The sequence below is a fragment of the Halorubrum xinjiangense genome, from assembly GCF_049604745.1.
Classification (GTDB): Archaea; Halobacteriota; Halobacteria; order Halobacteriales; family Haloferacaceae; genus Halorubrum; species Halorubrum xinjiangense_A.
Window position 1 is genome coordinate 1789323 of sequence record NZ_CP187140.1, and the last position, 18964, is coordinate 1808286.

General features: G+C 68.0%; 28 protein-coding genes and 1 tRNA gene. 2 read left to right on the top strand and 27 right to left on the bottom strand.

What is annotated here, in order from left to right:
• Positions 1-539 precede the first annotated feature (539 nt).
• The 26 genes from secY to ACOZ35_RS10320 form a co-directional block, all read right to left on the bottom strand.
• Positions 540-2021, bottom strand: a complete 1482-nt coding sequence (gene secY / locus ACOZ35_RS10195) for a preprotein translocase subunit SecY (protein WP_424013496.1) — start codon at positions 2019-2021, stop codon at positions 540-542.
• A 1-nt stretch (position 2022) separates the two neighbouring features.
• Entirely contained in the window at positions 2023-2520 is a 498-nt protein-coding gene (locus ACOZ35_RS10200; RefSeq protein WP_121600043.1) for an uL15m family ribosomal protein, read from the bottom strand.
• Positions 2517-2981 (bottom strand): 50S ribosomal protein L30, encoded by a 465-nt coding sequence (locus tag ACOZ35_RS10205; RefSeq protein ID WP_424013497.1) that lies wholly within the window; start codon positions 2979-2981, stop codon positions 2517-2519. The genes ACOZ35_RS10200 and ACOZ35_RS10205 overlap by 4 nt, the downstream gene beginning before the upstream one ends.
• On the bottom strand, positions 2981-3628 hold the full coding sequence (locus ACOZ35_RS10210; protein WP_004597408.1) for a 30S ribosomal protein S5: 648 nt from the start codon (positions 3626-3628) through the stop codon (positions 2981-2983). Before ACOZ35_RS10210 ends, ACOZ35_RS10205 begins: the two co-directional genes overlap by 1 nt.
• Positions 3621-4178 (bottom strand): 50S ribosomal protein L18, encoded by a 558-nt coding sequence (locus tag ACOZ35_RS10215; protein ID WP_424013498.1) that lies wholly within the window; start codon positions 4176-4178, stop codon positions 3621-3623. The genes ACOZ35_RS10210 and ACOZ35_RS10215 overlap by 8 nt, the downstream gene beginning before the upstream one ends.
• Positions 4178-4639: a 50S ribosomal protein L19e gene (locus ACOZ35_RS10220; RefSeq protein ID WP_215086917.1), complete on the bottom strand. Its 462-nt coding sequence runs from the start codon at positions 4637-4639 to the stop codon at positions 4178-4180. The genes ACOZ35_RS10215 and ACOZ35_RS10220 overlap by 1 nt, the downstream gene beginning before the upstream one ends.
• A complete protein-coding gene (locus tag ACOZ35_RS10225) occupies positions 4632-5342 on the bottom strand; it encodes a 50S ribosomal protein L32e (RefSeq protein WP_424013499.1) in 711 nt (236 codons plus the stop codon). The genes ACOZ35_RS10220 and ACOZ35_RS10225 overlap by 8 nt, the downstream gene beginning before the upstream one ends.
• 3 nt (positions 5343-5345) lie before the next feature.
• Positions 5346-5879 (bottom strand): 50S ribosomal protein L6, encoded by a 534-nt coding sequence (locus tag ACOZ35_RS10230; protein WP_004597416.1) that lies wholly within the window; start codon positions 5877-5879, stop codon positions 5346-5348.
• Positions 5880-5881: 2 nt separating this feature from the next.
• Positions 5882-6274, bottom strand: a complete 393-nt coding sequence (locus tag ACOZ35_RS10235; protein ID WP_004047215.1) for a 30S ribosomal protein S8 — start codon at positions 6272-6274, stop codon at positions 5882-5884.
• A gap of 2 nt (positions 6275-6276) precedes the next feature.
• Positions 6277-6450, bottom strand: coding sequence for a 30S ribosomal protein S14 (locus ACOZ35_RS10240; protein ID WP_004597423.1), 174 nt, complete (start codon positions 6448-6450; stop codon positions 6277-6279).
• Positions 6447-6971 carry a 50S ribosomal protein L5 gene (locus tag ACOZ35_RS10245; protein WP_424013500.1) on the bottom strand — a complete coding sequence of 175 codons (525 nt, stop codon included), beginning with the start codon at positions 6969-6971 and terminating at the stop codon, positions 6447-6449. Before ACOZ35_RS10245 ends, ACOZ35_RS10240 begins: the two co-directional genes overlap by 4 nt.
• Positions 6964-7689, bottom strand: coding sequence for a 30S ribosomal protein S4e (locus ACOZ35_RS10250; protein WP_424013501.1), 726 nt, complete (start codon positions 7687-7689; stop codon positions 6964-6966). Before ACOZ35_RS10250 ends, ACOZ35_RS10245 begins: the two co-directional genes overlap by 8 nt.
• Complete coding sequence (gene rplX / locus ACOZ35_RS10255; RefSeq protein ID WP_004597427.1) at positions 7686-8042, bottom strand: 50S ribosomal protein L24; 357 nt, start codon at positions 8040-8042, stop codon at positions 7686-7688. The genes ACOZ35_RS10250 and rplX overlap by 4 nt, the downstream gene beginning before the upstream one ends.
• 2 nt (positions 8043-8044) lie before the next feature.
• Positions 8045-8443, bottom strand: coding sequence for a 50S ribosomal protein L14 (locus tag ACOZ35_RS10260; RefSeq protein ID WP_004597429.1), 399 nt, complete (start codon positions 8441-8443; stop codon positions 8045-8047).
• The gene (locus ACOZ35_RS10265) at positions 8443-8787 is read right to left on the bottom strand and encodes a 30S ribosomal protein S17 (RefSeq protein WP_004047221.1); all 345 of its coding nucleotides are present in this window, start codon (positions 8785-8787) and stop codon (positions 8443-8445) included. Before ACOZ35_RS10265 ends, ACOZ35_RS10260 begins: the two co-directional genes overlap by 1 nt.
• On the bottom strand, positions 8778-9236 hold the full coding sequence (locus ACOZ35_RS10270) for a ribonuclease P protein component 1 (RefSeq protein WP_424013502.1): 459 nt from the start codon (positions 9234-9236) through the stop codon (positions 8778-8780). Before ACOZ35_RS10270 ends, ACOZ35_RS10265 begins: the two co-directional genes overlap by 10 nt.
• 1 nt (position 9237) lies before the next feature.
• The gene (rpmC, locus tag ACOZ35_RS10275) at positions 9238-9453 is read right to left on the bottom strand and encodes a 50S ribosomal protein L29 (protein WP_004597441.1); all 216 of its coding nucleotides are present in this window, start codon (positions 9451-9453) and stop codon (positions 9238-9240) included.
• 1 nt (position 9454) lies between these two features.
• Entirely contained in the window at positions 9455-10393 is a 939-nt protein-coding gene (locus ACOZ35_RS10280; protein ID WP_424013503.1) for a 30S ribosomal protein S3, read from the bottom strand.
• The gene (locus ACOZ35_RS10285; protein WP_424013504.1) at positions 10393-10857 is read right to left on the bottom strand and encodes a 50S ribosomal protein L22; all 465 of its coding nucleotides are present in this window, start codon (positions 10855-10857) and stop codon (positions 10393-10395) included. The genes ACOZ35_RS10280 and ACOZ35_RS10285 overlap by 1 nt, the downstream gene beginning before the upstream one ends.
• A gap of 3 nt (positions 10858-10860) precedes the next feature.
• Positions 10861-11286 carry a 30S ribosomal protein S19 gene (locus ACOZ35_RS10290; protein ID WP_004599532.1) on the bottom strand — a complete coding sequence of 142 codons (426 nt, stop codon included), beginning with the start codon at positions 11284-11286 and terminating at the stop codon, positions 10861-10863.
• Positions 11283-12005, bottom strand: coding sequence for a 50S ribosomal protein L2 (locus tag ACOZ35_RS10295; protein ID WP_049897897.1), 723 nt, complete (start codon positions 12003-12005; stop codon positions 11283-11285). Before ACOZ35_RS10295 ends, ACOZ35_RS10290 begins: the two co-directional genes overlap by 4 nt.
• A gap of 1 nt (position 12006) precedes the next feature.
• Positions 12007-12261 carry a 50S ribosomal protein L23 gene (locus tag ACOZ35_RS10300; RefSeq protein WP_424013505.1) on the bottom strand — a complete coding sequence of 85 codons (255 nt, stop codon included), beginning with the start codon at positions 12259-12261 and terminating at the stop codon, positions 12007-12009.
• A complete protein-coding gene (rpl4p, locus tag ACOZ35_RS10305) occupies positions 12258-13004 on the bottom strand; it encodes a 50S ribosomal protein L4 (protein WP_424013506.1) in 747 nt (248 codons plus the stop codon). Before rpl4p ends, ACOZ35_RS10300 begins: the two co-directional genes overlap by 4 nt.
• A 3-nt stretch (positions 13005-13007) precedes the next feature.
• On the bottom strand, positions 13008-14024 hold the full coding sequence (locus ACOZ35_RS10310) for a 50S ribosomal protein L3 (RefSeq protein WP_149797579.1): 1017 nt from the start codon (positions 14022-14024) through the stop codon (positions 13008-13010).
• 4 nt (positions 14025-14028) lie between these two features.
• On the bottom strand, positions 14029-14895 hold the full coding sequence (locus tag ACOZ35_RS10315) for a putative RNA uridine N3 methyltransferase (protein WP_424016058.1): 867 nt from the start codon (positions 14893-14895) through the stop codon (positions 14029-14031).
• A 167-nt stretch (positions 14896-15062) separates the two neighbouring features.
• The gene (locus ACOZ35_RS10320; protein ID WP_424013507.1) at positions 15063-16322 is read right to left on the bottom strand and encodes a PQQ-dependent sugar dehydrogenase; all 1260 of its coding nucleotides are present in this window, start codon (positions 16320-16322) and stop codon (positions 15063-15065) included.
• A gap of 97 nt (positions 16323-16419) precedes the next feature.
• On the opposite strand from ACOZ35_RS10320, the gene ACOZ35_RS10325 reads away from it, so the two are divergent.
• Both ACOZ35_RS10325 and ACOZ35_RS10330 read left to right on the top strand, forming a co-directional pair.
• Positions 16420-16490 (top strand) — tRNA-Gly (locus tag ACOZ35_RS10325).
• A gap of 468 nt (positions 16491-16958) precedes the next feature.
• On the top strand, positions 16959-17801 hold the full coding sequence (locus ACOZ35_RS10330; protein ID WP_424013508.1) for an aldo/keto reductase: 843 nt from the start codon (positions 16959-16961) through the stop codon (positions 17799-17801).
• Positions 17802-17834: 33 nt separating this feature from the next.
• On the opposite strand, the gene gfo6 is transcribed toward ACOZ35_RS10330, so the two are convergent.
• Positions 17835-18929: a D-xylose 1-dehydrogenase Gfo6 gene (gfo6, locus tag ACOZ35_RS10335; RefSeq protein ID WP_424013509.1), complete on the bottom strand. Its 1095-nt coding sequence runs from the start codon at positions 18927-18929 to the stop codon at positions 17835-17837.
• Between the last annotated feature and the right edge of the window lie 35 nt (positions 18930-18964).

Here is an 18964-nt window from a genome sequence, read left to right on the forward strand (position 1 = left end):
GGAGCGCAGCGAGCGACCCCACACGGAGAACGGTCGGAGCGAGGTCGACACGGAGTGGCGGGTCGGACGCAACCGAACAACGCGAAATCGTGCTTTTGCTCGAGCGTTTCCCGCGAACGATCACCGTCTGAGCGACTCCCAGACCGATGTCGATCCAGAGACGCGGGACGGCCGCTAATTACTGCGAAGGCTCCTGTGAGGCCGCGGACGCACCGCTTGACTACGGCTTTCCTCTCGATCGCAGACCGCACCGCCGAGGTTCGATGGACGTCGGACGGCGTAGAGAGAAACACCGAAAACAGCGTATTCGCCCGAAATGGGACAGTCTGTTCGAGAAGCTGTGTCCGAGCGCGATGACGCACGGCTGTTCCAGCTCGGAGCGATCACGGAACATCCGTAATGGCGCTATCAAACGCCACGTGAGCGAGCGCGGATCGATAGCCGCTGTTCGGACTGGAACTACACGCTGAACAGGCGACGGTGTTGCGATAAAACAGCGTAAGAACGCCGAGAACGCCCGGTGCGTTCCGGAACTGTTCTTACTCGTTGCCGAACATCTGGCGCATCATCGGATGCATCTCCATCAGCTGCTCTTCGGCGATCTCCTCGTACAGCTTGTACGTGATAGAGACCGCCAGCAGCAGCCCGGTTCCGGAGACCTGACCGATGGTGCCGAGCAGGTTCGCCATCACGGCGAGCAGCCCGACGAGGGCGCCGCCGATGACGGTCACCTGCGGGATGTACCGCTCCATGACCTTCTCGACGACCTGCGGGTTCCGGCGGAACCCGGGGATCTGCATCCCGGAGTTCTGGATCTGTTTCGCGGTCGCCTCCGGCCCCATGCCGGTGGTCTCGACCCAGAAGATCGCGAAGATGGCGCCGCCGACGATCATGAACGTGAGGTCGACGCCGAGCCGGACCGCGATCATCCACGGTTCGACGGACGCCGGGATCTCGCCTAAGAACCACATCCACTGCTCACGGCTCTGGATGGGGTTCAGGTAGTAGAACAGCCCGGAGATGGGCTGACCCTGTTCGCTGTACTCGCCGAGGAACGCCGGCATCCCCGCCCACTGCGAGGAGAGGATCTGGCCGAGGAACTGGATGTTCGCCTGCAGTGCGCGAACGAGGATCATCGGCAGGACGGACGCGTAGATGAGCTTCACCGGGAAGCGTCCGCGGGCGCCCTTCACGCGGGCGTGCGACAGCGGGATCTCGACGCGGACCGACTCCGCGTACACGACGATCCCGAAGATAAACACCGTGGTGAAAAGCGCCAGAATGTTCCCCGGATCGAACAGCAGGTTCTGAAGCCCCTCCGCCGTGAACGGCGACATCGATGCCGGGACGGTCCCGACGATGACGCCGTACCAGCTCGCGAAGAACCCGGACGCGCCGAGCGCGGAGAAGCTGAAGAAGCCGCCGACGATCTGCTGGCTCACCGACGCGATGATGAACAGCCCGACGCCGGAGCCGACCCCCCACTTGCTCACGATCTCGTCCATGAACAGGATGAGGATGCCGCCGACGAAGATCTGCGCGAAGATCAGCGCCTGCACGCCGAACGTGCCGATCCCGAGCGCGCTCGCGACCGCGTCGTCGGCCGGAAGGAACCCGCCGGTGAACACCATCGGCGCCGCCGTGAGGGCGGTGACGATGACCACCAGCAGCTTCTGGAGGCCCTGATAGAGGACCTGGTCACGCGGGTCGTTCTCCGTGTCGAGCCCGAGGAGGTTCGCACCGCCCAACAGCTGGAGGACGATGGACGCCGTGACGATCGGTCCGATACCGACCTGTAACAGCGACCCGGACGAGCCGGCGAGCACCGACCGGAACTGCCCGAAGAAGTCCGACCCCTGCCCGACCGCCAACCCGAACGGGTTGATGTTGGTCAGGAAGAAGTAGACGATCAGGACTCCGGCCGTCCACGTGAGCTTCCGTTTGAACGGGACGTGTCCCGCGGGCCGCTCCACGACGGGCATCCGCGAGAGCACCGGTTCGGCGGCCTCCTTCCAGCTCATGTTACGCCTCGTCGTTCTCGTCGTCGGAAGTGTTTTCCGGTTCGTCAGCGGGCTCTTCGGCGCGCTCGGAGAGCGTCGCCTCGCCGCCGGCCTCCTCGATGAGCTCGACCGCGCCGGCCGTGAACGCGTCGGCCGTGACGCGAAGCTCGCGCCGGACCTGCCCGCCGCCGAGCACCTTCACGACGTCCGCCTCGTGGCCGTCCTCGACGACGTCGCGCGCGTCGAAGACGTACGCGTCGCCGTCCTCCTCGGCGAGGCCGTCCGCGGCGTACAGCGCCGCGTCCTCGTCGAGCTTCTGGACCTTCACTTCGAGGACTTCCGTCTGGGCGTCCTCGGGACGCTTGAACCCGTGCTTGCCGAGCGGGCCGTAATTGTGGTACTCGTGTTTCGCGCGACCGGCCGCGCCGCGGCCGCCGCGGTGCCCGGCGCCGCGCCGGTTCTTGTGCGTGCCGCCGCCGTGCGTTCGAGAGCCGCGCTGTCGTCGTTTCTTGCTCGTCATCGCATTGCCTCCAGGAGACTGTCGATCTCCTCGGTGGTGTGTTTCCCGAGCTCGCCGCCCTCGATCACGGGGTGTTTAATTCCCTCGTGACCGCCGCGGGGGGCGTGGAGCCGCAGCGTCGGCGAGAGGCCCTGCTCGCGCAGGGTCGTCTCCTCGTCGACGAGCGCCTCGGCCAGCGCCTCCAGGTCGGCGTAGTCGGTGTTGTCGTCGATCCACTCGTCGTCGATGTCGGCCGAGCCCTCTTCGGGCTCGCCGCGCCGCGCGATCGTTCGCGCGACGGCCTCAACGCTCGGTTCCCCGAACGCGACGACATCGTTGACCTTCGTGATCATGCCGCGGTACGAGTCCGTCTCGGGGACGAACGTCGCGTGGTTGACGCGCCCGACGTTCAGCATGTCGAGCGTGTCCTCGACGCCGTACTCGAGGTTGACGTCGCCGCGGAGCTGGACGATCGCCTGCATCACTCGCTCACCTCGTCGTAGTGGACCTCACGCGCGTGCTGCGGAGTGCGGGACTGCGCCGCGTTCTCTAAGGCGTTGAACGTCGCCTTCGCGAGGTTCACCGTCGTGCGCGTGTTGCCGTCGGAGTTCGTCCAAGCGTCCTCGACGCCGGCGAGCTCCAAGATGTTGCGGACCGTCTCCGCGGCCGCGAGGCCCAGCCCCTGCGGGGCGGGCTTGATCTCGACCGTGACAGAGCCGGCCTTCCCCTTCGCCGTGCGGGTCAGGGAGTTGGTGCCGCCGGGCTGGTCCTCCCAGGAGCCGGAGCCGCGGTCGACCGAGATGATGTTCAGCTTCGCGACGTCGATCGCCTTCTGGATCGCGCCGCCGACCTGGTCGTCGCGGGCCTGCGCGTAGCCGAGGTAGCCGTCGCGGTTACCCACGGCGACCACGCAGCGGAACTTCACGCGGCGGCCGGAGTCGGTCATGCGCTGGACCATGTTGATGTCCAGCACCTCGTCTTCGAGCCCCGGGAGGAGCTGGTCGACGATCTCCGCCTCCTTCAGCGGGAGGCCGGAGTTGAGCGCCTGTTCCATCGACGAGATCTCCCCGTCTTGTACCTTGCGGCCGAGTCGCGTCCGCGGCTCCCAGCCGTCGTTGTGTCTACTCATGGTCCTCCTGGATTGTCTCGAGCACGGAATCGAAGTGCTCGGGTAGCTCGCTGGCGTCGAACGAACCGCTGTACAGCGGCTCGTCGAGCTGCTCGGCGTAGTCGGCGATATGCTCGCCGCGCGTGCGCGACCAGTCGGCCAGCACGTCGTCGTTGTGCGGGATCTCGAGGCCCGCGTCGATCGCTCCTTCCTGTACCGCGAACGTCTTGTTGCCGGGCGTCGCCGTGTTGAGCCCGATGTCGAGGACGGCCTCGTCGAGGCCGGCGTCGACTGCGCGGGCGCCCGCGAGGAAGCCGGTGAGGTACGCGCTGGGGAGGTTGCCCGTGGGGGCGTCCCAGCCGTACTCGCCGAGCTCCTCGCTGGAGGCGGCCGCGTGGGTCTCGTCGCCGTCCTGTCCGGGGGTCACCAGCTGCGCCCTGACGTGAGCGTTGCTCACCCGGGCGACCAGGCGAGGCTTGCCCGATTTCAGCAGGCGCAACCTCTGATGATAATCCGTCCGGACCTCGCGGCGGCGCCGCATCGGCACCTTGTATCGTGGTCCTGTCGCCATTAGTCCGTCACCTCGTAACCGTACTGCGTCCGAATGTACGCCTCGAGACGGGCGACGTCCTCGAAGTCTCCCCCGCTCGCCTTGTTGTAGAGCGTGCGGTACTCGGAGGCGTCGAGCACGTCTTCCTCGTCGCGAAGCTCCTTCAGGCGAGCCCGCTGTGCGCGGATGCGCGCCTTCCAGTCGTCTTTCGTGTCCTGCCGCGCGCCGGAGCGACCCTTGCGGGTACCGGCGCCGGACTGGTGTCCGTACGAGCGCTTGTCGGCGCGCTCGCGGGCGCGACCGCGCGAGTTCGTCTTCTCGTCTTTCGCGCGGATCGTTCCCTGTTCGATGAGTTCGCGGACGTCCTCGCGGGTGATCGCGTCCTCGATCTCCTCCTGTGCGTCGGGGTCGAGCCAGACGCGGCGCTTGCCGACGTCGAGCTCGTCCGCTGCGAGCCGTTTCTGCGCCTTCAGATCACTCATCGTTGACCTCCACTTCGACGTAGGTCGGGTTCAGCACGCGAATGCCGCGCTCCTCCGCCTCGTCTTCGATCAGTTCGCGCTTGCGACCGCCGACCTTCGAGGCGATACGCACCGCCTGCGTGTCGCCGTCGACGCCCTCGAGGTCGTCCGTGTTGTGCACACGGACCTCCTCGAAGCCGCTCGGGTGCAGGTCGCGCGACGCCTTCGGCGAGCGGAAGCCGGCCTCGACGACCGGGCCCTTCGACTTCATGCGGCGGCGCTGCTTGGAGAGCCCGCCGCGCGGCTTGCGCCACGACGTCGGGATCCGCTTTTTCTTGTGGTAATCCTGCCGGTTGAACTGCGGTTTCCCCTCGCGGTGCTTCTGTGCGAGCGCGCGAGCGGTCTCGTCGTCCAGTTCCGGCGTCTTGTCGGCGTGGCCGCGGGGGCGAAGCTCCGTCTCGACGGTCTCGTCGGCGTCGGCCTCGTCGGCCTCTTCCTCCTCGTCCGTCTCGTCTTCGATCTCCGCGTCCGCCTCCTCGTCGACCTCCAGTCCGCCGACGTCGGCCTTGATACGCGCGGCGAGCGCGTTGCCGATGCCGTCGACCTCGGAGAGCTCCGACTGGGAGGCGGCCTTCACGTCCTCGACCGTCTCGTAGCCGGCCTCGCGAAGCGCGTCCGCCTTCGAGGGACCGACACCGCTGATGTCTTCCAGTTCGTCTGCCATTGGTTAGGCACCTCCGGTGGGCTTCTCGACGATGTACACGCCGTCCTGGAAGACGCGCGTGTCCTTGTCGGTCACCTTCGTCAGCTGTTCGATGTCGGCGGCGGTCTGCCCGACGGCCTCCTTGTCGGAGCCCGTCAGCGTGACCGTCTCGCCGTCGACCTGTACGTCCGTGTCTCCGCGGATCGGGGTGCGCCGCGCGGCGCTCTCTCCGAGGAAGTTCTCGATGACGACCTCGTCGCCCTCCACGTTCACCTGCATCGGGAAGTGGGCGTAGTACACTTCCATCGCGTACTCCCAGCCCTCGGTGACGCCGTGGATCATGTTGGCGACGTGGCTCTCGAAGGTGCCGACCGTGGCGTTGGTCTTCGCGTCCTCGTTCTCGGAGGTGATGACCACCGCGCCGTCCTCGATCGAAACGTCGACGTCGGGGTACCAGAGGCGTCGCGTGACGCTCCCGTTGGGCCCCTCGACGGTGAGTTCGAGGTGATCGGTCTCGGCGGAGACGTCGTCCGGAATCTCGATTTCGACTCTGTTCATTGTTAGTAGACGTATGCGATCACTTGGCCGCCGATGCCCTCCTCGCGGGCCTCGTAGTGGCTCATGACGCCGTGGCTCGTCGTGACGATGAGCGTCCCGTAGTCACGGGCGGGGAGGTATCGCTTCTCCCACTTTTCGAACTCATCGGCTCCCGCCGAGTAGCGGGGCTTGACGGCGCCACACTCGTTGATCGCGCCTTTCAGTTCGACCTCGAACTTCCCGGCTTTCCCGTCGTCGACGTACTCGAAGCCGTCGACGTACCCGCGGTCGTAGAGGACCTCGAGGACGGAGCCGATGATGTTCGAAGCGGGCTCTACCGTGTACGACAGGTGGCCAACGCTCTCGGCGTTGTCCATGCCGGCGAGCGCGTTGGTGAATGGATCGTTTCCCGTCATGATCAGCTGTACTTCTCGAATCCCATGTCTCGGGCGACCTCGCGGAAGCACTGCCGGCAGAGGTTAATGTCGTACTTGCCGACGAGTCCCTGCTCGCGGTCGCACCGCCGGCACGTGTGCCGGGAGTCGGTGCGCTTCGCGGCGTGCTCGCCCGTGTCGTTGTTCGCTTCGCTCATTCGGTTACCTCGACGTCGAAGTTCGTTTCGAGGAACGCGGCCGCGTCCTCGGCTGTCATCCGGTGGCGAGCGGGGATGGTCCCCGTCGCCTTGTCGCGTTTCGAGACGCGGTAGCCGGGACGGACGATCGTGGTCGTCACGTCGAGGCCGTAGATCCCGGTGTTGGGATCGTACTCCTGGCTCGGGAAGTCGGTGTGGTCCTCGACCCCGAAGCTGAGGTTACCCGTGTCGTCGAACTGGCTCCGGCCGATCTCGACCAGCTCCAGCGCGGTCTCGAGGAACTCGTGCGCGTCCTCGCCCCGCAGCGTCACCTTCACGCCGATCGGGTCGCCCTTGCGGATCCCGAACTCGGCGATGGTGCGCTTCGAGGTGGTCCGGACCGACTGCTGGCCCGTGATCTCCTCGATGATCTCCTCGGCGTCGGCGAGGGGTTCACCGCCCTGTCCGACGCCCATGTGGACGACGACCTTCTCGAGGTACGGCTCCCGCATCTCGTGGTCGGCGCTCTCGGCTTCACTCATCCGAATCACCCGCCGCGTCGGCGTCGTCGTCGGTGAAGTTCTCGTCGATCACGACGACGTACTCCTCGACCGTCTCGTAGCCGCCGTCGTCGCTGGCGACGGTCACGGTGTTGTCGCCGGAGCCGAGCGTCACGTCGATGTCGTCGATCTCGCCGATGTGGCCGGCGTGCTGGCCGGCGACGGCGGTGACGAGGGCGCCCTCCTCGTACTCGAAGTGGGCGACGATCTCCTTCGTCTCGTTGTCGACGACGATCGAGTCGTTCGTGTCGTAGTCCGCGTCGTCGTCGACGCGGACGTTCGTCCCGTCGTGGAGCGTCAGCTGGACGACCCCGCCGGGGACGACGGTCTTGTTCGTGATCTTCCCGAGCCGGCTGCCCGCGGCCTCCTCGTCGACGGGGGTCAGCGCGAGCCGACCACCCTCGTCGGGGAAGACGCGGAAGAACTCCCCGCGCTCGGGGAACGCCAGGATGTCGAACATCCCGATCGGACGCTGCTCGTCCGAGATGGCGTCCCCGTTGACGAGGATCGAGTCGTTGTTCAGCGCGTAGCGCGCCTCCTTCGTCGAGTCGACGTAGCCGAGCACGTCCCGCAGCAGGACGACGAGCGGAACGCCCGCCTCGCCGTGCGGGCCCGCGCCCGCCTTCACGGTGAACGTGTCCGTCTTGCGCTCGACCGGCCAGGAGTTCGGTACTGACAGTCGCTTCTGGTGTCGCGTCATTCGTTATCCTCCTGGAGCCGCGCCTCCCGGCGCTCGTCTTCCAGGTCCAGTTCGGTCACCCGGACGTTGCTCGCCGGGATGGGGCGGGGAACCTCCTCCCCGTCCGCCTTCTCGACGGTGACGTCCTCGACCGTGATCCGCTCGGCGGACAGGTCGACGGAGACGACCTCGGCCTCCGTGCCGGCCGCGTCGCCGCGAAGCACCTCGACGGTGTCGCCGGCGTTGACGCGGACGTTCCGCTGTCCGTACTCCTCGCGGAGATCCTCGGTGAGGGTGGCCCGGACCTGATTCTGCCGCTCGTGGAGCGGCGCGGTCTCCGACCGTTTTCGCTGTTTGCGTGGCTGTTTCGTCATAGTTAGACGATCATCGTCGCGGTCGAGGCGATGCTCCCGAATCGTTCGGCGACCTCGCGGGCGACGGGGCCTTTGATCTCCGTGCCCCGCGGCTCCTCGAGGTCGTCGATGATCACGGCCGCGTTGTCCTCGAACTTCACACGCGTGCCGTCCGGACGGCGGATCGGCTTGCGCTGGCGGACGACGACCGCCTCCAGCACCTGCCGCCGCATCTCCGGGGTCCCTTTCGTGACCGAGACGGTCACCTTGTCGCCGATCCCCGCCTTGGGGTGGCGGTTCTTCGTGCCGGAGTAGCCCGACACGGAGATGACCTTCAGCTCACGGGCGCCGGTGTTGTCGGCGCACGTGATGAGCGAGCCCTTCGAGAGCCCCTGTGTGACGTCGGCCTTGAGCGCCTCCATCACTGATCACCAGAGAGATTCTCGACGACGACGTGGGACTTCGTCTTCGAGAGCGGTCGCGTCTCCGCGATTTTCACTTCGTCACCGACTTCGAGCGAGTCGAGCACGCCCGGCACGTGAGCCGGGATGCGCGAGCGACGCTTCATGTACCGGTCGTATTTCGGTACAAACACGTCGTACTCTCGCTCGACGATGACGGTCTTTGCCATATCCGTCGACACGACCGTCCCCTCGCGGGTCTGGCCGCGGACGGAGAGCTGCCCGTAGAACGGGCACTTCTCGTAGTCGTAATCCTCCGGGTTGTCTGGCTCCGGAGGCGTGGGTACGTCGATTCCTATCGCCATTGTGTGGCACCTCGTTCGGTGCGTTCGGCGGGCCGATGCCGCAACCGATCGCCATCCACCGTCGCGTAGACCGCGTCTTTGCACTCGCCTCGTCGGCTCGCCGGACCCGCGCCGTCACCGGTGACGACGCTTTCGGACCCGGACGGGCCAGACTGACGGGGGCGGACCCCCGTAGTATCCGACCCGAGTTGGGACGCGGACCCCGGCGACGCTCCGTCGCCGGCGGCTTCATCTGTGCGAGCGGTCGGCGTCTCGACGACGCCGAACTCGAACGTCGCGCCCGATTTGGGCACGCGTTTGTCCCCCGACCCCGTTCGCACCACGAGGGTGCCGAACGTCTCGTCGAGCACGCGACCGGCGATGCCCACGTGGGCGTCGCTGGCGGCGTCGACCACCCGAACCGGGAGGCCGACGAGCTCGTGTCGAACGATGTTGTCGGGGGAGATCATCTTACTGTTCGTCGTCGAAGTCGCCTTCTTCCGCCTGGATCGTCTTGATCCGCGCGATGGTCTTCTTCAGCTCGTTGACGCGGCCCGGGCTCTCCGGCATGCCGCCGGCCGCCCGCTGCGCCTTCGAGTTTAGCAGCTCGGTCTCGAGCTCCTCGAGTTCGACCTCCCGCTCCGCCGCAGTCATGTCGCGGATCTCGTCGGTGTAGAGGATCGCCATATTACTCGTCCTCCTCGTCTTCCTCGTCGGCCGCTTCCATCTCCGCGACGAGGTCGGCCGCCTCGGACTCGATCTCTTCGTCGAGCTCGTCGAGCTCGTCGGCCTCGACGTCCTCGTCGACCGGCTCCTCCGCGGCGACGTCGGTCGCCTCGGCGCCCGTCTCCTGCGTCTCCTCGACGACTTCCTCGACGACCTGCTCGTCGATGACCTCCGCAGGGTCCTCGTCGGGGACGTCGACGTCCTCGTCGTCGCCCACGTCGGGCACCTCCTCGGGCTCTTCTTCGAGGAGCGACTCGGCGCCCTCGTCGGCGTCGACCGCCGCCTGCTCGACTTCCGGGACCTCGGCGTCCTCGCGGACCTCGAAGTCGTCCGGGAGCGTCGCGCCCGGCGGGATGATCTTCACGTTGACGCCGATCGTCCCGAGCTTCATGACGGCGACGCCCTGGCCGTGGTCGACGACCTCCTCGGCGGGCTCGCCGTTGTGCTTGATGTAGCCGCGGTTGAACTTCTCGACGCGCGAACGCGCGCCGGTGACCTTCCCGGACAGGACGATCTCGGCGCCCAGCGCGCCCGCGTCCATGATCCGGTCGATCGTCGTGTGACCGGCCTTCCGGAAGTACCAGCCGCGTTCGAGGGCGTTCGCGAGACGGTCCGCGACGATCTGGGCGTTCAGGTCGGGCTCGTCGACCTCCTGAACGTCGATCTGCGGGTCGTCCATGTCGAAGCGCTCCTCGAGCTCGGTGGTGATCTTGCGGATGTTCTTCCCGCCCTTCCCGATCACCATGCCGGGCTTTTCGGCCTTCAGGACGATCTGCGTGCCCATCGGCGTCTGGGCGACATCCATCCCGCCGTAGCCGGCGCGGCCGAGCTCATCCGCGAAGAACTCGTTGATCTGGGAACGGCGAAGGCCGTCCTCGATGAATTGGTGTTCGTCAGCCATTAGTTGTCAGCCTCCGGCTCCTCGATGATCAGTTCGACGTCCGCGAGAGTGGTGTTCCACTCCGTCGCGCCCGCGGCGCGGGGGTTCCGGCCGGGTCGCTCGCCGACCTTGTGGGGGGCGACGTGTTTGATAATCATCGCCTCGCCGTCGAACCCCTGCTCGTCGGCGTTGTTCTTGACGTTCTCCAAGAGCTTGAGGAAGTCCTTGGCGGCCTTCTCGGGGTACCGTCCCGCGTCCCAGCCGTCGATGTCGGAGCGGTGACCCGCGCCGGCGTTGTGCTGGCGCATCGGCACCGAAGTCTCCTCGTCGATCACTTCGTGGAGGAACTCCTCCGCGTCGGCGACCGTCTCGCCTTTGATCTCTCGGGAGATCTCCTTGCTGTCCTTCACGCTGATGGGCCGGTCGCGGAGCATCCCCTTGGCGGTGGTCTCCGGGTCGGCCTCGACGCTGTAGTTGATTCCCATGGGTTACTTGAGGGGCACGAACTTCGAGGACCGGGTCGCGCCGATGCCGGCCTGACCGTGTTCGACGGTGCTTCGCGTGAGGTGGAACTCGCCGAGGTAATGTCCGATCATCTCGGGCTCGACCTGAACGCGCTCGAAGCTGTGTCCGTTGTACACGGCGAAGGTGACGCCGACGAACTCCGGCAGGACCGGCATGTCGCGCAGGTGCGTCCGGATCGGGTCGTCCGCCGTCGTCTCCTTGTCGCGGCTCCGCACCGTCTCCAGCAGCTTCTGCTGTTCGGTGCCGAGTCCGCGAACGATGCTTCGCCGCTGGCGTGCGGGGAGCAGTTCCGCGACCTCGTCTACGTCCATCTCCTGCAGCTCGTCGAGCGAGTGACCGCGGTAGGCGAACTCCTTGCCCTCGCGGCCGGTTCGGTAATCTGAACTCATTTGTTGCCACCTCGTCCGGTGCGCTTGGATGCGATGTCACCGACCTTGCGTCCCGGCGGGGCGTCCCGCGAGACGGACTTCGGCTGGCCGGGGTGTTGGCGACCACCGCCACCGAAGGGGTGGTCGACGGCGTTCATCGCGACGCCGCGCACGCGTGGGTATTTGGTGCCGCGCGCCTTCATCTTGTGGTGCTTGTTGCCGGCCTTGACGAAGGGTTTCTCCGTCCGGCCGCCGCCCGCGACCACGCCGATCGTGGCGCGGCACTGGGGGTCGAGTCGCTTCACTTCGCCGCTGGGGAGCTGGACGACCGCGACATCGCGGTCGTGGGTGAGAAGCGTCGCCGACACGCCGGAGGCGCGCGCGAACTTCCCGCCGTCCCCACGGTTGCTCTCGACGTTACAGACCGGGACGCCCTCGGGGATCTCCGCCAGCGGGAGCGTGTTGCCCGGCTTGATCTCGGCCGAGACGCCGACTTGGATCGTCTCGCCCACGCGCACGCCTTCCGGCGCGAGCACGAGCCGACGGTCGTCGTCCTCGAACTCGACCTCCGCGAGGGGGGCCGAGCGGGCCGGGTCGTGTTCGATCCCGACGATCTCGCCGGTGATCGTGTCCACGTCTTCGAGCTTCTTGTGCGACAGTTCCGCCTTGTAACGGTGGGAGGGGGCCCGGAACGTCGGGCCGCCGCGTCCGCGCCGTTGTCCTTGAATTCGTCGTCCCATCTCAGAACACCCCGATGCGCGAGGCGATTTCGGTCGCGTCGTCGTCCGCGGACAGGGTGACGATCGCCTTCTTCTCGCCCTGCGGCGTCACCTGCGTGTTCACGTTCACGACGCCCACGTCGTAGCGGTCGGCGACCTCGGATTCGATCTCCGGTTTGGTCGCGTCCACGTCGACGAGGAACAGCAGCTTGTTGTTGAAGTCCATCTCGTTCATCGCCTGCTCGGTGACGATCGGATGCTCGATGATCGAGTTCATCGGTCCGCCACCTCCTCGACGGCGCTTTCGGTCCACAGCGTGAGTCGGCCCGGGTGCGCGCCGGGCGCGAGGTCCTCCGCGTTGACCTCGCGAGCGGTCGCGACGTCGACGCCCGCGAGGTTGCGGGCGGCGCGCGACGGCTCCTCGCTGGTGACGACGAGAACGGACTTCGGCTGGCGGTACTTCCGACCGCGGGCCTTCCCCTGTCCGGCGCGGACGGAGCGGCCCTCCTCGGCGCGTGCGATGTCGGCGTCGACGCCGACCGCTTCGAGCACGCCCAGGGCCTCCTGGGTCTTCTCGAGGTCCTCGAACTCGTCGCTCACGACGAGCGGGAGGTCGAGGTCATCGTCGAACGCGTGGCCGCGTTCGGCGACGAGCTCGGCGTCGGTCGTGGCCGCGATGGCCGACCGGATCGCGAACTGTCGTTCCTTGTCGTTGAGGCTCTTCGTCTGGTCCTTCTCGGCCTTCGGCGGGTGCGCGGCGCGGCCCGACACGGCGTGCGGGACGCGACGGGCGACGTTCTCGGAACGTGGCACGTGCGCGAGCCCGCGGCCGGAGCCGAACGATTCGGCGGGCGTCCGCAGCCCGGCGAACTCGTCGGCCCCGTAGGCCTGCTTCCGGTTTGCCTGAGCGGCGCCGACCGCGCGACCGATGAGGTCCGGTCGGAACGCGGTCTCGAAGACGGCCGGCAGATCGATGCTGCCCGCCTCGTCGCCGTCCAGGTCGTGTACTGTTGCGTTCATTGGTTATCCCTGGTTGGATTCGGTGGAAACGTACCGGACCTCGGGGTCGAGGCGCGGCTGGTCGTTCGGCCGGATGGCCGGGCGGAACCGCAGCAGACGCTGGTCCGGGCCGGGCAGCGAACCCTTGATGAGCGCGTACTCGCCGTCGACCTCGCCGTAGTTGACGAAGCCGCCGTCGACGGAGGCGTCGTCGCCCTCGCCGAAGTCGATGAGGCGCTTGTTGAGCTCGGTGCGCTGGTGGTAGCCGGTCTGGCCCTGCTGGGGCACGGTGGAGCGGACGCGGGAGGGGTTCCACGGACCGAGGTTGCCGATCCGGCGCCGCCATCCCTGGCGGGCGTGTTTGCCCTTCCGCTTTTGAACGCCCCAGCGCTTGACGGGACCCTGCGTCCCCTTCCCCTTCGTGATGCCGGAGACGTCGGTGTACTGACCGGCGCGGAAGACGTCGCCGAACTCGTGGGCGCCGCCCTCGGCGACCAGGTCCAGCGCGAAGTCGGCGCGCTCCTCTAAGGAGCCGCCGCCGACGCGCGTCTCCATGACGTCGGGCTTCTTCTTGGGGACGTTCGAGAGGTCCGAGGGGGCCGTGTGCGTGATGACGCGCACGTCGTCGACGACGTCGTCGTCGAGTAGCGCGCGCAGCTCGTCGGCGTCCTCCTCGAATGTTTCCTCGGCCGGTAGGTCGAGCGCGCGGTCGAGCTCCTCGTGGAACTCGGTCGCCCAGACCTCTTCGACCGGCTTCTGTCCGTACGGCGTGTTCTCGTAGGCACGCACGGCGACGGCGTACATCTGCGGCGTCTCGACGACGGTGACGGGGACGGCCTCTTCCATCCCTTCACGCGGCGAGTTCGCCTCGTCGTTGACCATCATGACGTGGGTCATCCCGGCTTTGTAGCCGGCGAATCCCTGCAGCGCAGGGGCCCCGTCGTCTTCTGGCCACGAACGGATGCGCGGCACCTCGCTGTCAGCGCGGGTCCGCGGGCCGTAGCCCAGCGAGCCTTTTCGTGGTCGGCTTGGTTGTGGCATGTGTTTACTCCGTGAGTGTGAGCGAGCCGAGGGTCGCGAACAGAGCCTCCTCCGTCCGGACGACCTCGCTCGCCTGTGCCGGGATCGTGTTCAGCCAGAGGTCGAACCCCGGATCGGGTTCGACCGAGCGGCCGTCGGCGACGGCCGCCCGAATGCGGTCGGGCGAAAGCCCGAGCATCTCCGGAAGCCCCCGCTCGGGCGCCCCGAAGGCGACGGTGTAACCGCCGGCCTCGTGGGCGTCCGAGACGAGGTCGCCGAGCCGCGAGACGGAGAGTTCCGCTCCGTGTCGCGACGTCGCGACGGCCAGTCCGTCGCCGGCGAGCGCTTCCGACAGGTCCGCGGCCACGACCTGGAACCCCTCCTCGGGCTTCCCGGCGATGCGGGCGCGGACCGGTTCTCTCGAAGAGACCCTGATGGTGACGCGCTCCCCCTGCTCGACCTCCATTCCGGAGGGAACGAGCAGGGAGATCGGGTGTTCCCGCAGCGGGGAATTGACCCGGACGCGGCCTTCAGGTCCGACCTCGGTCACGAGTCCCTGTGTTTTCGACTCTTCCCCGCTAGGGGTCGAGCCGGTCCGCCACGGCACGCGGAGCGGGGGGAGTACGCCGACGTACCGGAGTTCGTCGCGCTGCCCCCAGAGGTCCTTCCGGAGCTCCGGCGGCGTCGCGGCGTACCCCAGCACGGTGCGGACGTACTCCCCGCCCCGTCGGCCATCGCCTTCCCGGTCGGGGAAGACGACGAGCCGATCCGCCCGGAACACCGCCGCCGCACGGGCGACGTAGCCGAGTTTGCGAGTCGCCTCGCGGTCGTCTTCGGCTTCCCGGACGAGCGAAGACGGAACACAGATCGTGAGCCCGTCTTCGGTACGCATCGTGGCGAGACTGTACTCTTCGATTCCGGACGCCACCGTAAAAGGATAGCGGTCCCGATTTCCGGCTGTGCCGCGTTCACACGGGGGCTGGCGGGCGTTTCGGTCCCGTGGATCAAGGGAGTCGATCACACGGTCGGCGACCGCGGTCCGATCAGCTCCCGACCGGGCTACTCCGGAACGATCCGAGCGACCGGCGCGTCGCCGTCGTCGACCGCGACGTAGAGGTGGCCGGTGGCGGGCTCGACCGCGACCGCGCGCATGCGCCACTCCCGGTCGTCGAGCAGCGGGTCGCGCTCGGTCACGGTCGCGTCGCGGCCGTCGCCGTCGGCCGTGAACCGTCCGAGATACCGCGCCGCGAGCGTGCCCGCGAAGAGGTCTCCCCGCCACTCCGGGAACGCGTCGCCGTCGTAAAAGACCGCGCCGCTCGGCGGAAACCCCCCGGAGCCGCAGGGCCAGTAGTGGACCGGCGCGATCACGTCGTCGCGCTCGTCGTGGCCCGGCGCGACGGGGTCGTCGGTCCCGTAGCGACACGCCTCGCTGGCGACAGGCCATCCGTAGTTGCCCCCGCGCTCGATGACATTGATCTCGTCGCCGTCCTCCTCGCCGTGCTCGCACTGCCAGATTGCGTCGGTCTCGTGTCGCACCGCCATCGCCTGCGGATTGCGGTGGCCGTAGCTGTAGATAGCGTCGGCTGCGTCCGGATCGTCGACGAAGGGGTTCTCCGGGTGCGCGTCGCCGTCGGGCGTCAGCCGCAGCGTCGCGCCCAGCTCGTTCGAGCGGTCCTGCGAGACGTGGTCCGGGCCGAAGTCGGTGTCGCGCCGGTCGCCGACCGTGACGAACAGCGCGCCGTCGGGCCCGAACGTCGCCCGCGAGCCGAAGTGGAGGTTCGTGTCGCGGAACGGCTCGGCGACGCGGATCGGCTCGAACTCCCGCAGGGTCGGCGCGTCACCGCCGTCGAGCGAGAGCCGGCCGGCCCCGACGTGCGTCGCCGCCTCGCCCGCGTCGTTCGCCGCCGAGTACGTCAGGTACACACGCGCATCGTCCGGGTAGTCGGGGTGGACCGCGACGTCAAGCAGGCCGCCCTGACCCTCGGCGAACACCTCGGGCGCGCCCGCGACCTCCTCGACGGTCCCGTCCGCGGGGTCGAGGAGCGAGAGCCGCCCCGGGCGCTCGGTGACGAGCAGGCGGCCGTCGTCGGGCAGGAAGGCGAGCCCCCACGGGTTCTCGAACCCCTCGGCGACGGTCTCGACCTCATAGTCCACATCGGCGCCGTCGTCGGGCGGCGGGTCTTCACCGGGGGCATCGGTCCCGTCGTCGCCGTTTCCACCGAGGCAGCCGGCGAGCGTGGGGAGGGAAGCGCCTCCGGCGAGGCCGGCGGTCACGCGGAGGACGGTTCGTCTGTCTGCGCGGTCGGGCCCGTCGGTCATCGTTCACAGGTGAGAACGCGGCACCGATGACCCTTCCGCCGACCGTCGTTCGGAACCCTTATATCTTCGACCCGGGCTACGATCGAATGCGAAGCACGCACCGGTAGTGTAGTGGTATCACGCAACCTTGCCATGGTTGCAACCCGAGTTCAAATCTCGGCCGGTGCATTTTGCGAACGAAGTGAGCAAAATCACCGAGAGAGATTTGAACGCTATCAGTTATTTATAAATGGACGACGGAGCTGCGACGAACACCTCCAAAGCCCCAGCCACGAGGGCTCGCGCGGCTCGCTGCGCTCCTCGGTCGCTCACTTCGTTCGCTCCCTGCGGTGCTTGCGTCGCCGTGCTTCGCCCTCGCGGCTGCCCCTTTGAGTCCCGCCCCGCACCGCACAGCAACCGCACCTCACACCTCCCCAGCCTCGTCAGTCGCCTCCGCTTCGCTCCGGCGACTGACTCCCTCGCGCGTGCTGCTCGGCCGCAAGGCGGCCTCGCAGGCACGCGCCACCGCCTATCATTTATAAGCGGTCGAGCAACAGGATCTGCGGTTTAAATACCTCACTCGGTCGCCGGGAACCGCGACCGAGGCGGGTTCCCCGACCGGTAGTTTCAATCGGCGATCCACCGAACCACTCCGGTGTGACCGTACCAACGAAGACGCTCCCGAGCGGCGCGGAGCTGCCGGCGCTCGGACTGGGCACGTACGACCTCAACGACGGCGAGACGGCCGACAGCGTGCGCGCGGCGCTCGACGCCGGCTACGCGCACATCGACACCGCGGAGGGGTACCACAACGAGGCGGCCGTTGGGGACGCCCTCGCGGCGAGCGACGTCGACCGCGACGACGTGTTCCTCACCTCGAAGGTGCTCGCGAAGAACCTCAACTACGAGTCGGTGATCGAGTCGTGCGAGGCGTCGCTCGACCGGCTCGGCACCGACTACCTCGACTTATACCTCATCCACTGGCCGAACCCCGCCATCTCACTGCGCGAGACGCTCCGGGCGATGGCAGAGCTGCGCGAGCGGGGGCTCGTCCGTGACGTCGGCGTCTCCAACTTCAGCGCGTATCAGCTGAGCTGCGCGCACCACATTTCCGACGTCCCCATCGCGGTCAACCAGATCGAGTTCCACCCGTGGTTCCAGCGCCCGGACCTCGTCGACTACTGCCGCGAGTCCGACACCGTGATCGAGGCCGCGGCCCCGCTCGCGCGGACCGACGTGTTCGGCGACGAGGTCGTCGCCGAGCTGGCGGAGAAGTACGACAAGCACCCGGCGCAGGTCGTCGTCAAGTGGGCGATCGATAACGGCGTCGTGCCGCTCCCGCGGTCGTCGACCCCGGACCACGTCCGGGCCAACGCCGAGACCGACTGGGAGCTCGACGACGCCGACCGGCGGCGCCTCGACGAGCGCGACCGCGACGCGCCGGTGTACGACACCCCCGCCCGCGACTGGACGAGCGACGTGTACGGGATCGAGCAGTAACGGGCTCGCGATCTCCCCGGCTCAGGCCGCGTCTCAGTTACCGTCGAGATCGACCGGCCTCCCCGTCTCGGCCGACTCGTAGACGCCGGCGAGCGCGCGCATGTCCGTGAGCGCGTGCTCGCCGTCCGGGTGGAACGGCTCGCCCGCCAGCAGCTGGTGGCCGAAGTACGCGAACTCCTCTTCGATCTGGTGGACCTGGTCGAAGTCGACGTCGACCCGCGTGCCGTCGCGGACGACCGCGAACCCGCGGTCCTCGCGCTCGTAGAACGCCGGGTCGAGAATCAGCCGGGCGTCCGTGCCGGTGACCTCCAGCCGGCTCGCGTGCTGGGCGTTCTGGCTCACCGTACACAGCGCGTCCACGTCGCCGGGGAACTCCAGCCGGAACGTGGCGTGCTCGTCGACGTCGGCGAACGCCTCGTGCTCCGACCGGGTCCGCCCGGAGACGCGGACCGGGTCCTCGCCGAGCGCGAACCGCGTCGTGTTGAGCGGGTAGACGCCCAGATCCATGACGGCGCAGCCGCCGGACAGCTCCGGGTCGAGCCGCCACTGGTCCGTGTCGCTGCCGAGCTCGCCGAGCATCGTCTGCGACATCGTCGCGTGGACGTGGGTCACCTCGCCGGCGACGCCCGCGTCGAGCAGGTCGCGGAGCCGCCGGACGGCGGGGTCGGTTTGCATCCGATAGCCGACCATCAGCGGCACGTCCGCGTCGCGGCACGCGCTCACGAGCCGACGGGCGCGGTCCGGCGTCACCTCCAGCGGCTTCTCGCAGAGGACCGCCTTCCCCTGCCCGGCGGCGGCTTCGACGTACTCCAGGTGGGTGGCGTTGGGCGTGGCGATGTAGACCGCGTCGTATTCGTCGGCGACGGCGCCCGACCGGAATTCCTCGGGCGTGACCCCGGTCAGGTCGCGCTCGGCCGCGACCGCTTCGACCGCGTCCGCGTCGACGTCGGTGACAACGGTCGCCTCGGTGTACGCCGACCGCTTGATCCCGGGCAGCGCCCACTCGCGGGCGAACCAGCCGAGGCCGACGACCGCGATCCGGACGGGGTCGGTGACGGCGCCCGGATCGAGCGTCTCCCAGTCCCGGCGCGTGAACTCGTCGAGGTACTCCGCGAAGGCGGCTTCCATGCCGACCCCTCGGCGCGCGCGGGTCAAATAACCCC

Coding starts and splice junctions, on each gene's coding strand:
- secY (WP_424013496.1), bottom strand. CDS start 2,021: ATGAGCTGGAAGGAGGCCGCCGAACCGGTGCTCTCGCGGATGCCCGTC.
- ACOZ35_RS10200 (WP_121600043.1), bottom strand. CDS start 2,520: ATGACGAGCAAGAAACGACGACAGCGCGGCTCTCGAACGCACGGCGGC.
- ACOZ35_RS10205 (WP_424013497.1), bottom strand. CDS start 2,981: ATGCAGGCGATCGTCCAGCTCCGCGGCGACGTCAACCTCGAGTACGGC.
- ACOZ35_RS10210 (WP_004597408.1), bottom strand. CDS start 3,628: ATGAGTAGACACAACGACGGCTGGGAGCCGCGGACGCGACTCGGCCGC.
- ACOZ35_RS10215 (WP_424013498.1), bottom strand. CDS start 4,178: ATGGCGACAGGACCACGATACAAGGTGCCGATGCGGCGCCGCCGCGAG.
- ACOZ35_RS10220 (WP_215086917.1), bottom strand. CDS start 4,639: ATGAGTGATCTGAAGGCGCAGAAACGGCTCGCAGCGGACGAGCTCGAC.
- ACOZ35_RS10225 (WP_424013499.1), bottom strand. CDS start 5,342: ATGGCAGACGAACTGGAAGACATCAGCGGTGTCGGTCCCTCGAAGGCG.
- ACOZ35_RS10230 (WP_004597416.1), bottom strand. CDS start 5,879: ATGAACAGAGTCGAAATCGAGATTCCGGACGACGTCTCCGCCGAGACC.
- ACOZ35_RS10235 (WP_004047215.1), bottom strand. CDS start 6,274: ATGACGGGAAACGATCCATTCACCAACGCGCTCGCCGGCATGGACAAC.
- ACOZ35_RS10240 (WP_004597423.1), bottom strand. CDS start 6,450: ATGAGCGAAGCGAACAACGACACGGGCGAGCACGCCGCGAAGCGCACC.
- ACOZ35_RS10245 (WP_424013500.1), bottom strand. CDS start 6,971: ATGAGTGAAGCCGAGAGCGCCGACCACGAGATGCGGGAGCCGTACCTC.
- ACOZ35_RS10250 (WP_424013501.1), bottom strand. CDS start 7,689: ATGACGCGACACCAGAAGCGACTGTCAGTACCGAACTCCTGGCCGGTC.
- rplX (WP_004597427.1), bottom strand. CDS start 8,042: ATGACGAAACAGCCACGCAAACAGCGAAAACGGTCGGAGACCGCGCCG.
- ACOZ35_RS10260 (WP_004597429.1), bottom strand. CDS start 8,443: ATGGAGGCGCTCAAGGCCGACGTCACACAGGGGCTCTCGAAGGGCTCG.
- ACOZ35_RS10265 (WP_004047221.1), bottom strand. CDS start 8,787: ATGGCGATAGGAATCGACGTACCCACGCCTCCGGAGCCAGACAACCCG.
- ACOZ35_RS10270 (WP_424013502.1), bottom strand. CDS start 9,236: ATGATCTCCCCCGACAACATCGTTCGACACGAGCTCGTCGGCCTCCCG.
- rpmC (WP_004597441.1), bottom strand. CDS start 9,453: ATGGCGATCCTCTACACCGACGAGATCCGCGACATGACTGCGGCGGAG.
- ACOZ35_RS10280 (WP_424013503.1), bottom strand. CDS start 10,393: ATGGCTGACGAACACCAATTCATCGAGGACGGCCTTCGCCGTTCCCAG.
- ACOZ35_RS10285 (WP_424013504.1), bottom strand. CDS start 10,857: ATGGGAATCAACTACAGCGTCGAGGCCGACCCGGAGACCACCGCCAAG.
- ACOZ35_RS10290 (WP_004599532.1), bottom strand. CDS start 11,286: ATGAGTTCAGATTACCGAACCGGCCGCGAGGGCAAGGAGTTCGCCTAC.
- ACOZ35_RS10295 (WP_049897897.1), bottom strand. CDS start 12,005: ATGGGACGACGAATTCAAGGACAACGGCGCGGACGCGGCGGCCCGACG.
- ACOZ35_RS10300 (WP_424013505.1), bottom strand. CDS start 12,261: ATGAACTCGATCATCGAGCATCCGATCGTCACCGAGCAGGCGATGAAC.
- rpl4p (WP_424013506.1), bottom strand. CDS start 13,004: ATGAACGCAACAGTACACGACCTGGACGGCGACGAGGCGGGCAGCATC.
- ACOZ35_RS10310 (WP_149797579.1), bottom strand. CDS start 14,024: ATGCCACAACCAAGCCGACCACGAAAAGGCTCGCTGGGCTACGGCCCG.
- ACOZ35_RS10315 (WP_424016058.1), bottom strand. CDS start 14,895: ATGCGTACCGAAGACGGGCTCACGATCTGTGTTCCGTCTTCGCTCGTC.
- ACOZ35_RS10320 (WP_424013507.1), bottom strand. CDS start 16,322: ATGACCGACGGGCCCGACCGCGCAGACAGACGAACCGTCCTCCGCGTG.
- gfo6 (WP_424013509.1), bottom strand. CDS start 18,929: ATGGAAGCCGCCTTCGCGGAGTACCTCGACGAGTTCACGCGCCGGGAC.